Origin of the sequence: Marmoricola sp. Leaf446, assembly GCF_001424755.1 — a bacterium.
Taxonomy (GTDB): domain Bacteria; phylum Actinomycetota; class Actinomycetes; order Propionibacteriales; family Nocardioidaceae; genus Marmoricola.
This window is the reverse complement of the sequence record NZ_LMRF01000003.1, coordinates 200,161-211,488: the sequence shown is the minus strand read 5'-3', so window position 1 is coordinate 211,488 and position 11,328 is coordinate 200,161. Positions and strand designations below refer to the sequence as shown.

Below are 11,328 nucleotides of genomic sequence, written 5' to 3'. Positions count from 1 at the left end.
GGGTGACGACCTTCGTCCGCGGCCACGAGGCGCTGCCCGACGGCGTCGTCTCGGCGTGCGCGTACGACGCGTCGGGGCTCGAGCCCGGTGAGCACCGCGGACTGCCCTCGCCCTGGCTGACCTTCGTGGTCTCCACGGCCGGCCCGGTGCGCACCTTCGGCACCGTCGCCGAGCCCGGGACGCCCGACGCGTCGCGCGCCACGGCGTACGACGTGCTGCTGGCGGGGCTGCACCCCGTCGCCGCCCGCGTCGAGCAGCCGACCCGGCAGAGCGGGGTGCAGCTGGCCCTGCACCCGCTGGCCGCCCGACGGCTGCTCGGGTGCACCGCGGCCGAGCTGACCGGCGTCGGCCAGGACGGCGTCGACGTGCTGGGCCCGGTCGCCGCGGAGCTGCACGACCGCGTCGCCTCGGTGACGGGTGGGCAGCGGCTGCAGGTCGCCGAGGAGTGGCTGCGCCGGCGTCTGGCCGCCAGCGACCGGGGCCGCCGGGTGCGTCCCGAGGTGGTGCGCGCCTGGCAGGTGCTGCGGGCCGGCCGCGGCCGCTGCCGCGTCGACTACCTCGCCCGTGAGGTCGGCCTGAGCCCGCGGCACCTCCGCGACCTCGTGCGGGCCGAGCTCGGGGTGACGCCCAAGGCGCTGGCCCGGGCGTTCCGCTTCGACCACGTCGTGGCCCGGCTGGCCGCGGGCGAGCGCGGGCTCGCCGGCCTGGCGCTCGGGACGGGGTACGCCGACCAGGCCCACCTGACCCGGGAGTTCACCGCCATGGCCGGCTGCTCCCCGACGGCCTGGCTGGTCGAGGAGCGCCGAAACCTCCAAGACGGCGGCCACCGCAACCGGCCAGGCTGAGCCCATGAGCGATCCTGCGAGCACCCCGCCTCCCACCGTCTGGCCCGCCTTCAACGCCCGTGACCCGCGGGCGATGATCGACTTCCTGGTCGCGATCGGGTTCGAGGCCACCGCCGTCTACGGCGACGAGCACGAGGTCGCCCACGCCCAGCTGGACTGGCCCGAGGGCGGTGGCGTGATGTTCGGCAGCGTGAAGGACCACGGCCTGTCCCGACCGCCGGGCGCCGCCGGCTTCTACGTCGTCACGGCCGACCCCCGCGCCGTCCACGGTCGCGCCGTCGCCGCCGGGGCGAGGATCACCCGCGCCCCGGAGAACCCCGACTACGCCGGCCCCGACGGGTGGGAGTTCTCGCTGGAGGACCCCGAGGGGAACGCCTGGTCCTTCGGGACCTACCCCGGGGAGCCCCGGGCGGGGGGCTGACGGTCGTCCGGTTTCCCAGGTGATGAAGGGAGACCGGGTCCTCGCACACCACACCGGGTCCTCGCACACGGTGCTTCGTGTGCGGAGAGGCTGTTCGGGTTCATCACCTGGGAAACCGGACCCGCACCGTTGGACAACCGGCCCCGCCGTGTCCACGGAGTAGGACTGAGGGATGCGACTGCCCCTGCCCGACCCCCGTGAGCTGCCCCGTGTCCTGCTCGGTCTCCCCGAGCGGGTCTTCGGCCTGCTCGACTCCGCCGAGGCCCTGATCGGCCGGGTCGACGCGCTGCTGGTGCGCATCGAGGACACGCGGCAGGACGCCGCTGCCGTCGTACGCCGCGTCGACGCGATCGCCGCCGACGCCGAGCCCCTCGTCGGCCGGCTCGGCGGCCTGCTCGACCGGCTCGAGCCGTCGCTGACCCGGCTCGAGCCGACGCTGCGGACGCTCGCCGACACCACCTCGCCGGCCGAGGTGGCCGCGCTGGTGACGATGGTCGACCACCTGCCCGAGCTGACCCGGCGGCTGGAGACCGAGGTGCTGCCGATCATGGCCACGCTCGGGTCGGTGGCCCCCGACATGCACGACCTGCTCGACGTCTCCCGCGAGCTCAACGAGATGCTCGGCAAGCTCCCCGGGATGGGTCGGATCCGCAAGCGGGTCGAGGAGCAGCAGGACGAGCAGCAGGAGCAGGAGGCGCTCGCGGAGCAGCGCGGCCCGGTCGCGTGAGCGCGCCCGCCGGCTTGCCCGGGCGGGGCACGATGGGGGCCATGAGCGCGTCCGTGACCCGGCGTACGGCACTGCTCGGCGCCGCCGGCCTGACGCTGTCGGCCTGCGCCGGCGCGGAGGACCCGGCCGCCTCGCCCAGCCCCAGCCGCACCCCGTCCGGGAGCGGGTCGCCCAGCGGGTCGCCCAGCGGGACCCCCGGCGGGACCCCCGGCGCGTCGCCCTCGGCCAGCGCCACCGCCGACGCCCTGCCGCCGGTCGAGCGCCGGGTGTCGCTGCCGCAGCTGATGCGCGAGGAGTTCGACGGCGGCCCGGTCACCCGGGTGCGGCGGCAGGCCGTGACCGACGCCTACGAGCGGTGGGAGGTCACCTACCCGGCGGGGGACACGACCGTGTCCGGCATCCTGCTCCGCCCGCTCGGCCGAGGCCCCTTCCCGGCCGTGGTGCTCAACCACGGCTACATCGAGCCCTCGGTCTACGTCACCGGCCAGGGCCTGGCGCGCGAGCAGGACTACCTCGCCCGGGCCGGCTTCGTGGTGCTGCACACCGACTACCGCGGCCACGCCGCGAGCGACCCCGCCGGCGACCTGGAGCGGGAGAGCCGGCTGGGCTACACCCGCGACACGCTGCACGCCGTCGCCACCCTCAAGCGGCTGCCCGCCGTCGACCCCGACCGGGTCGGCATGCTCGGGCGCTCGATGGGCGGCGGCGTCACGCTCAACGCGCTGGTCGCACAGCCCGGCGCGGTGCGGGCGGCCGTCGTCTACGCCTCGGTCAGCTCGGCCTTCACCGAGAACCTCGACCAGTTCACGATCCCCAACCGGCCCGAGGCGGCGCAACGACTGGCGCAGCGCTTCGGCTCACGGCGCGAGTCGCCCGACTTCTACGCCGGGCTCTCCTCGCGCACCTACTTCGACCGGGTCACCGAGCCGGTGCTGATCCACCACGGCACGGCCGACGACACCTGTCCGCCGCCGTGGTCGAGGCGCACCCACCGGCTGCTGCGCGCCGCCGACGTCGACTCCACGCTGCGCCTCTACGCGGGCGAGCAGCACGCCTTCGTGCCCCAGTGGCCGCTGTCGATGGAGCGGACCGTGCGCTTCCTGCGGCGGCGGCTCCGCGCCTGAGGGCCGCTGGTCCGGTCCGCCCCGGACGACGCCTGTGACGGCGAGGCGTCGGGGGCTACGGTGTGGCCCAGATCACCCGGCACCCCGCGGAGGCCCACGGACCCATGACGAGCACCAGCGACGAGCTCCGGACGCGCCGCCTCGAGGCCGTGCACGCGTGGACGACCTTCATCGAGCACGGTGACCGCGCCGAGGGACTGGTGCGACCCGAGATCCTGCGCTCCTGGGAGCGGTCGGCGCCGCGGGTGCAGGTCGACGTCACCGAGGCACCGCTCGACGACGAGACCGACACCCGCTCGTTCTGGCACGACTCCCCGCTGCAGCTCGCCGTCGAGCGCGTCGAGTCCGAGCTGCGCCGCACCTGCGAGGACGGCGACCTCGTCGTGGCCGTCACCGACGCCGAGACCCGCATCCTGTGGACCTACGGCGGCCGCGTGATGCGCCGCAAGGCGGAGTCCGTCAACTTCGTGGCCGGCGGCCGCTGGGACGACACCAGCGTCGGCACCAACGCCCTCGACCTCGCGTGTCGCCACGACGCGCCGGCGATGGTCTTCAGCGCCGAGCACTACGCCCAGGTGGTGCACAACTGGGTCTGCTGGGCCGCCCCCGTGCACGACCCGGTCAGCGGCGAGCAGCTCGGCGTCATCGACCTCTCCACCACCTGGGACCGCAGCCACCCCATCGGCCTGGCCACCGCGCGGGTGATGGCCCGGCTGATCGAGACCGCCATGCCCGCCACCAGCGCCCGCGGGCTGCCCGGCCAGCCCGGCGCGGCTCCCGTGCCCGGCCTCGACCTGTCGCTGCTCGGCGCCGCCGAGGCGCGGCTCGACGGCCAGCGGTTGCTGCTCAACCGCCGCCAGACCGAGATCCTCGCCCTGCTGGCCCTCAACCCCGGCGGGCTCTCGCTCGAGCACCTCCACGCCCTGCTCTACGGCGACCAGGCGGTCACCTTCTCCACCCTCAAGGCCGAGGTCTCCCACCTGCGCAGCGCCCTCGGCGGTCGGCTCGCCTCCCGGCCCTACCGGCTCGAGGTCCCGGTGCGCGTCGACGTCGACGAGGTGCTGCGGCTGCTGCGCCGCGGCCAGGTGCGCGCGGCCGTCGCGGCGTACGGCGGAGACCTGATGCCCGGCACCGAGTCGCCCGCCCTGGTCGAGCTCGCCGACTACGTCGCCGTCGCGGTCCGCGAGGCGCTGCTGGCCGACCCCCAGCCCCAGGCCGTGGCCCGCTACACCGAGCTCGCGCCGTACGACACCGAGGTCGTCGAGGTCTGCCTCGCCCTGATGGGCGACGACCACCACCCCACCAAGGCCCTGCTCAAGGGCCGCCTGGCCGCCGCCCGCCGCTGACCTCGGGACACCAGGGCTCCTCAGTGGACGCCCGCGCGACGCTCGCGTCCCGAGGTCGGCCTCACAGCGGCCCCGGGTCGTGCAGCAGGCCGAAGGTACGCGGCCGAGTGCTGGCCCGCGCCCGCGCAACCGCCGCGTGCATCCGCTCCACCAGCACGTGGGAGCGGCCCACGTCGCGCCCGACCGCGACGAACCCCTCGAGGCCGGTGGCGGTGAACGCCTCCCACCCGGGCCACGTCCACGGCGTGCTGACGGCCGGTCCGGTGGTCCGCTCCGTCGAGCTCCCCGAAGGTGCCGAGCCCGGGACAGACGAGGTCGGGCCGGCCGAGGCGTCGTCCGTCGGCGTCGGTGACGGGCCAGTTGCAGAGCGGGGTCGGGTAGCCCGCGTCGAGCACCCACACCAGCCGCAGCCGCGTCTCGTACGGCGACAGGCTGCGCTCGACCGCCAGGGAGCACGCCTGCCGCACCTGGGCGCCGCCCGGCCACCGCTGCCGCTGCGCCGCCCACGTCGCGAAGGACGCGAGGTCGACGACGCCGGCGGCCGCGGCGGTGTCGACGACCACCACGGCCTCCCGCACCGACGGCGCGGTGCGGGCCGCGTCGAAGAGGGCTCGCGAGGGCGAGGTGCAGGGCACGCCCCAGCGCACCCCCACCTCGTCGGCGGGCAGGCGCCCCCGGTGCACCACGGTGCCCGGCCAGGTCCGCAGGTGCACCTCGGGCGGTACGACGAGTGGCACGGGCAGCGGACGACCGTCGGTGTCCCGCCCGTCGAGGTAGCCGCAGCCGTGCAGTCGCAGCGCCGCCCACCCGGTGACCGCGCCGGCACCCCGCAGCCGGCACGACGCCTCGAGCACCCGCTGCTCGACCTGCGGGGGGACCTCGGCCGGCACGTAGAGACCGGGGGAGCTGCGCCGCCAGCCACGACCGCGCGCCTGCCCCGGGGTGGGACCTGCCACGCCCAGCGGGTCCACCGGGACCGGCCGCACCAGTCCGGACGGCGGGCGGCACCGCACCCGCCACCCCTCACCCACGGACGCCAGCCTGGACGGCGAGCGTCCCCGCGTCGACCGCCCCCGGCGTCACCTGTGGACGAGCGCTGCGCGACCTCGGGACACCAGCGTCGTCCCAGCTGCCTCCGGAGGACGCTCGTGTCCCGAGGTCGACCGCTGACCCAGGACCGGTCCACCCACGAACCCGTTGGACCGGCCGGGTGCGGCAGCCCCACACTGGGCGCGTGCCCTCGACCCACCAGTGGATCGCGTTCCTCGTCGCCTCCCTGCTCTTCATCCAGGTGCCCGGCCCGAGCCTGCTGTTCACGATCGGGCGGGCGCTCACCGTCGGGCGGCGCGACGCGCTGCTGTCGGTGGTCGGCAACGCGCTCGGGGTGGTCGGCCAGGTGCTGCTCGTCGCGGTCGGCCTCGGCGCGCTGGTGGCGGCGAGCGGAGGCGTCTACACCGTGGTCAAGGTCGGCGGGGCGGCGTACGTCGTGTGGCTGGGCGTGCAGGCGGTCCGCCACCGCCGCGACGCCCGCGAGGCGCTGCTGGCGGCCGGCCCGGACGTGCCGCCCCCGGGCAGTGCGCGCCGGGCGGTCGGCACCGGCGTGGTGGTCGGGCTGACCAACCCCAAGACGATCGTCTTCTTCGTCGCCTTCCTGCCCCAGTTCGTCGACCAGCAGGCGGGCCGCACCGGTCTGCAGGTCGCGATGCTGGGCCTGGCCTTCGGGGTGATGGCGTGCTGCTCGGACAGCCTGTGGGCGCTGGCGGCCGGCCGGGCCCGCGCCTGGTTCGCCCGTACGCCGAGCCGGCTGGACGCCCTCGGTGCCGGCGGCGGCCTGATGATGGTCGGCCTCGGCGCCACCATGCTCGCCTCGGAGTAGCACCCGGACGCCACCCGGAGGTGACCCGAGCGCCATCCGGCCGGGTGACAGGATGCGGGCATGCCCTCGGACCCCCTTCTGGACCTCTCCGCCGACGTCGTGGAGCTGACGCAGGCCCTCGTCGACATCGAGTCGGTGAGCCAGGACGAGGAGCGTCTCGCCGACGCCGTCGAGGAGGCGTTGCGCCGGCTCGACCACCTCGAGGTGACCCGCCTCGGCCACTCCGTGGTCGCGCGCACGACGCAGGGGCTCGGCGAGCGCGTCGTCGTCGCCGGGCACCTCGACACGGTGCCGCTCAACCACAACCTGCCCTCGCGCCTGGACGGCGAGCGCCTGCACGGCCTCGGCAGCTGCGACATGAAGGGCGGCGTCGCGGTCGCGCTCAGGCTCGCCCACGACGTGGCCACCCCGGTGCGCGACGTGACCTACGTCTTCTACGAGGCCGAGGAGATCGACGACGTCTACAACGGCCTCGGCATCATCGCCCGCGAGCGGCCCGACCTCGTCGAGGCCGACTTCGCGATCCTGATGGAGCCCAGCGACGCGGTCGTCGAGGCCGGCTGCCAGGGCACCCTGCGCGTCGAGGTCCGCACGACGGGGGAGCGGGCCCACTCCGCGCGCGCCTGGCGCGGCTCCAACGCGATCCACGCCGCCGCCGACGTGCTCACCCGCCTGGGCGCCTACGAGCCCCGCCGCCCGGTGATCGACGGCCTGGAGTACCACGAGGGCCTCAACGCCGTGCTGGTCTCCGGCGGCGTGGCCACCAACGTGATCCCCGACGAGTGCGTGGTGACCGTCAACTTCCGCTACGCCCCCGACCGCGCCGAGGCCGAGGCGGTGGAGTTCGTCCGCGACTTCTTCGACGGCCACGAGATCACGGTCGTCGACTCCGCCCCCGGGGCGCTGCCCGGGCTGGGGCTCCCCGCCGCCCGGGCGTTCGTCGAGGCGGTCGGCGGCACCGTCAACCCCAAGTTCGGCTGGACCGACGTGGCCCGCTTCACCGCCCTCGGTGTCCCGGCCGTCAACTACGGCCCCGGCGACCCCATGCTGGCGCACAAGCAGGAGGAGTTCGTGCCGCTCGCGCAGCTGCGCTCCTGCGAGCAGACGCTGCGCACCTGGCTGCGTCCCGACGCCGGGGAGCGCGGGTGAGCGGCCGCCGCGAGAAGCGTCGCGGACCCACCCTGCTGCGCGGTGACCAGGTAGACCTGACCACCACCGACCAGCGGCTGCTCGACTCCCACGGACCCAGCGACTGGGTGCACACCGACCCCTGGCGGGTGCTGCGCATCCAGAGCGAGTTCGTCGAGGGCTTCGGCGCGCTGGCCGAGCTGGGCCCGGCGATCGGCGTCTTCGGCTCGGCCCGCACCCGACCCGAGGACCCGTTCTACGCGGTCGGCGAGCAGGTCGGTCGCCGGCTGGTCGAGGCCGGCTTCGCGGTGATCACCGGCGGTGGTCCCGGCGCGATGGAGGCGGCCAACAAGGGTGCCTCCGAGGCGGGCGGCGTCTCGGTCGGTCTGGGCATCGAGCTGCCCTTCGAGACCGGCCTGAACCCCTACGTCGACGTCGGGGTCAACTTCCGCTACTTCTTCGCCCGCAAGACGATGTTCGTCAAGTACGCCAGCGGCTTCGTCGTGCTCCCGGGCGGGCTGGGCACCTTCGACGAGCTGTTCGAGGCGCTCACGCTGGTGCAGACGCAGAAGGTCACCTCGTTCCCGGTGGTCCTGGTCGGCGTCGACTACTGGTCGGGCTTGCTCGACTGGCTGCGCGGCACCGTCCTGGCCGACGGCAAGGTCTCGCAGGCCGACCTCGACCTGCTGCACCTCACCGACGACGTCGAGGAGGCCGTGTCGCTGATGGTGGCGGGGGTGGCGCGGCCGTGACCTGGGTGGTGACCGTGCTGCTGGTCCTGCTCGTCGGCGCCCTGGCGCTGCTGGTGGCCGAGCGCGGCGGCGGGTCCATGCCCACGGCGTACGACGACCGGCCGGACGTCTCGCTGCCGGACGGCCCGCTGCGGGGCGACGACCTGCGCGGCATCCGGCTCAACACCGCGGTCCGCGGCTACCGCGCCGACGAGGTCGACGCCCTCCTGGCACGCCTGGCCGACGAGCTCGACCGGCGCGACGCCCCCGAGGGAACCAGGTCGCCCGGGCCCCGGGACGCTCCCGAGGCCTGAGACGCCTCAGCGACCCTCGAACTCCGGCTTCCGCTTCTCCACGAAGGCCGAGACCGCCGCCCGGTGGTCCTCGGTCTGCCCGGTCAGCGCCATCATCTCGGCCTCGACCGCGAGCGCCTCGTCGAAGGAGTGCCCGGCCGCGTGGGCGACCGAGCGCCGGATCGCGCCGTACGCCACCGTGGGGCCCTCGGCGAGCCGGCGGGCCAGCGTGGCGACCTCCTCGGCGAGGTCCTCTGCGGGGACCACGGTCGTGACCAGGCCCAGCGAGAGCGCCTCGGCGGAGGCGATGGTGCGCGGGAAGTAGAGCAGCTCCAGCGCCTTGGCCCGGCCCACCAGCCGCGGCAGCGTCCAGGAGGAGCCGGTGTCGCAGGACAGCGCGATGCCGGCGAAGGCGAGGTTGAGGCCGGCCGGCTCGGCCATCACCCGGAAGTCGCAGGCCAGCGCGAGGCTGACCCCGGCGCCGGCGGCGACGCCGTTGACCGCGGCCACCACGGGCTTGGGCATCGAGACCAGCGTGCTGACGATCGGGTTGTAGTGCAGCTCGACGGTGTCCAGCGGCGGTGCGCTCGCGTCGGCGAGGGTGCGCTGGTGCTCCTTGAGGTCCTGCCCGACGCAGAACGCCCGGCCCGAGCCGGTGAGCACGACGCAGCGCACCTCGGCGTCGTCGGCGGCGCGGCGCACCGCCGCCAGCAGCGCCACCTTGGTGGGGACGTCGAGGCCGTTCATCGCCTCGGGGCGGTCGAGGGTGATCGTGGCGACGCCGCGGTCGAGTTCGTAGCGGACGGGCTCGGACATGGCGCTCCTGGGGTCGTCGACGACGGTGTCGGGACGGCCGAGTCTGCCGCATCCCGCGGACCACGGACGGGTGGAGTGCTCCGCCCGGTGCGGTGATGGGGAATAATGGGGTCCCAAGAGCGCGTCATGCGCACGAATCGGATGGGAAGAGGTGTGCACATGGCGGCCATGAAGCCGCGGACGGGCGACGGTCCGCTCGAGGTCACCAAGGAAGGTCGTGGCATCGTGATGAGGGTTCCCCTCGAAGGCGGTGGACGACTCGTGGTGGAGCTCAACGCCGAGGAGGCCACGAGCCTCCGGGACGCCCTCACCGGCGTCGTCGGCTGACCCAGACCCCCGCTGGTCGGTGCCCGTCCGAGGCACCGCACCGACGTGAGCACGGCGAAGGCCCTCGTCCTCCCTCGGGAGGGCGGGGGCCTTCGGTCGCTGTCGGCTAGGGTCGACGGGTGCCGCTCGCCCCCCAGGTCCCGCCACCCGACTTCACGCTCTCCGAGCTCTCGCCCGCGGCCCTGACCGGCGCGCAGGTCCTCGCGCTGGCGGTGCTGCCCGGCAGCACCGACGACGACGACCTCGAGGTGGGCCCCGGCGCCGCCGAGCTCGCCGGCCTCGACGGCGTGCCCGACCTGCTCGACGCGCTGCGCTCCGCGGGCGCCACGGGTGCGGCGGGCGAGGTCACCGACCTGCCCGGCGTACGCCGCGACGGCTCCGAGGCCCTGGTCCGGGTGCTGCTCGTCGGTGTCGGCGCCACCACCCGCACCGACCTGCGTCGCGCGGGCGCCGCGCTCGCCCGCCACTGCCGCGACGTCGACGAGGTGGCCTCGGCCGTGCAGGCCGTCGCCGGTGCCGAGGAGCTGACCGCGTTCGTCGAGGGTGCCACCCTGGGGGCCTTCACCTTCTCGCTGCGCCGCGAGGGCGCCGAGCACAGCCCCGTGCGCCACGTCGTGCTGGCGCTCACCGCCCCCGACGTCGCCACCACCGAGGTGCTCGAGCGGGCCGTCGCCCGCGGTCGCGCCGGGTGGCGCAGCCGCCTGCTGGCCACCGTCCCCTCCAACACCAAGTCGCCGCAGTGGCTGGCCGACCAGGTCGTCGAGATCGCCACCGCCGCCGGCCTGACGACCGAGGTCCTCGAGGGGGACGCCCTGCGCGCCGGCGGGTTCGGCGGCGTGCTCGGGGTCGGCCAGGGGTCGGCCACGCCGCCCCGGGTGGTGCGGGTGGAGTACTCCCCGTCGACGCGTCGTGGCCGTCGTACGCCTCACGTGGTGCTGGTCGGCAAGGGCATCACCTTCGACAGCGGCGGCCTCTCGATCAAGCCCGGCCAGGCGATGGCCACGATGAAGCGCGACATGACCGGTGCGGCCGTGGTTGCCGCCGTGATGGGCGCGCTGCCCGCGGTGGGCTGCCCGGTGCGCGTCACCGCGCTGCTGCCGCTGGCCGAGAACGCCGTCGGCGGCGGCTCGATGCGACCCGGCGACGTCCTCACCCACGTGGGCGGGCGCACCACCGAGGTCACCAACACCGACGCCGAGGGCCGCTTGGTCCTGGCCGACGCGCTGGCCCACGCGGTCGCCGAGCTCTCGCCCGACGCCCTGGTCGACGTCGCCACCCTCACCGGCGGCATCAAGGTCGCGCTCGGCCAGCACCTCGGCGGCCTCTTCGCCACCGACGACGCCCTCGCGGAGGCGCTGGTCACCGCGGGCGCCCGGGCGGGGGAGCCGCTGTGGCGGATGCCCCTGGAGCGGGAGTACGCCGGCAAGCTGGCCTCCAAGATCGCCGACGCCGACAACGCCCCCGGCGGTCCGCCCGCCATCACGGCGGCGCTGTTCCTCGAGCCCTTCACCGGCGGCCTCCCGTGGGCCCACCTCGACATCGCCTCCGTCGGCGACGCCCCCGAGGACGCCTTCGAGTGGACCGCCGGCCCCACCGGCTTCGGCGCCCGCCTGCTCCTCGACTGGCTCGGCTCCGACGCGCCCCTGGAGGGGGTCGGGGGCTGAGGGGGGCAGTTTCCCCGGCCAGCCGGTGAA

General features: G+C 75.3%; 13 protein-coding genes. 11 read left to right on the top strand and 2 right to left on the bottom strand.

Annotated elements, in window-relative coordinates; genetic code table 11:
- Positions 1-2: 2 nt before the first annotated feature.
- From ASG49_RS11470 to ASG49_RS11450, 5 genes are all read left to right on the top strand, one after another.
- A complete protein-coding gene (locus ASG49_RS11470; RefSeq protein ID WP_056541886.1) occupies positions 3-845 on the top strand; it encodes an AraC family transcriptional regulator in 843 nt (280 codons plus the stop codon).
- A gap of 4 nt (positions 846-849) precedes the next feature.
- Positions 850-1,266: a VOC family protein gene (locus tag ASG49_RS11465; RefSeq protein WP_056541883.1), complete on the top strand. Its 417-nt coding sequence runs from the start codon at positions 850-852 to the stop codon at positions 1,264-1,266.
- A gap of 172 nt (positions 1,267-1,438) precedes the next feature.
- The gene (locus tag ASG49_RS11460; RefSeq protein ID WP_056541880.1) at positions 1,439-1,993 is read left to right on the top strand and encodes a hypothetical protein; all 555 of its coding nucleotides are present in this window, start codon (positions 1,439-1,441) and stop codon (positions 1,991-1,993) included.
- A gap of 41 nt (positions 1,994-2,034) precedes the next feature.
- The gene (locus ASG49_RS11455) at positions 2,035-3,117 is read left to right on the top strand and encodes a S9 family peptidase (RefSeq protein WP_082534057.1); all 1,083 of its coding nucleotides are present in this window, start codon (positions 2,035-2,037) and stop codon (positions 3,115-3,117) included.
- A gap of 104 nt (positions 3,118-3,221) precedes the next feature.
- On the top strand, positions 3,222-4,463 hold the full coding sequence (locus ASG49_RS11450; RefSeq protein WP_056542042.1) for a hypothetical protein: 1,242 nt from the start codon (positions 3,222-3,224) through the stop codon (positions 4,461-4,463).
- 20 nt (positions 4,464-4,483) lie between these two features.
- Here ASG49_RS11450 and ASG49_RS11445 read toward each other — a convergent pair whose 3' ends face one another.
- Positions 4,484-5,419 carry a hypothetical protein gene (locus ASG49_RS11445; protein WP_156384304.1) on the bottom strand — a complete coding sequence of 312 codons (936 nt, stop codon included), beginning with the start codon at positions 5,417-5,419 and terminating at the stop codon, positions 4,484-4,486.
- 278 nt (positions 5,420-5,697) lie between these two features.
- Here ASG49_RS11445 and ASG49_RS11440 point away from each other — a divergent pair, with 278 nt between their 5' ends.
- From ASG49_RS11440 to ASG49_RS11425, 4 genes are read left to right on the top strand one after another with little or no spacing between them, the layout of a single operon-like run.
- Positions 5,698-6,339, top strand: coding sequence for a LysE family translocator (locus ASG49_RS11440; RefSeq protein WP_056541874.1), 642 nt, complete (start codon positions 5,698-5,700; stop codon positions 6,337-6,339).
- Between the two features lie 60 nt (positions 6,340-6,399).
- Positions 6,400-7,488, top strand: a complete 1,089-nt coding sequence (gene dapE, locus ASG49_RS11435; protein ID WP_056541870.1) for a succinyl-diaminopimelate desuccinylase — start codon at positions 6,400-6,402, stop codon at positions 7,486-7,488.
- A complete protein-coding gene (locus tag ASG49_RS11430) occupies positions 7,485-8,219 on the top strand; it encodes a TIGR00730 family Rossman fold protein (RefSeq protein ID WP_056541867.1) in 735 nt (244 codons plus the stop codon). Before dapE ends, ASG49_RS11430 begins: the two co-directional genes overlap by 4 nt.
- Positions 8,216-8,512 (top strand): DivIVA domain-containing protein, encoded by a 297-nt coding sequence (locus tag ASG49_RS11425; protein WP_156384303.1) that lies wholly within the window; start codon positions 8,216-8,218, stop codon positions 8,510-8,512. Before ASG49_RS11430 ends, ASG49_RS11425 begins: the two co-directional genes overlap by 4 nt.
- A gap of 6 nt (positions 8,513-8,518) precedes the next feature.
- Here ASG49_RS11425 and ASG49_RS11420 read toward each other — a convergent pair whose 3' ends face one another.
- Positions 8,519-9,307 carry an enoyl-CoA hydratase-related protein gene (locus tag ASG49_RS11420; RefSeq protein ID WP_056541863.1) on the bottom strand — a complete coding sequence of 263 codons (789 nt, stop codon included), beginning with the start codon at positions 9,305-9,307 and terminating at the stop codon, positions 8,519-8,521.
- A gap of 159 nt (positions 9,308-9,466) precedes the next feature.
- Here ASG49_RS11420 and ASG49_RS18320 point away from each other — a divergent pair, with 159 nt between their 5' ends.
- On the top strand, positions 9,467-9,634 hold the full coding sequence (locus tag ASG49_RS18320; RefSeq protein WP_200936294.1) for a DUF3117 domain-containing protein: 168 nt from the start codon (positions 9,467-9,469) through the stop codon (positions 9,632-9,634).
- 119 nt (positions 9,635-9,753) lie between these two features.
- Positions 9,754-11,298, top strand: a complete 1,545-nt coding sequence (locus tag ASG49_RS11415) for a M17 family metallopeptidase (RefSeq protein WP_056541861.1) — start codon at positions 9,754-9,756, stop codon at positions 11,296-11,298.
- The last annotated feature ends 30 nt before the right edge of the window (positions 11,299-11,328 follow it).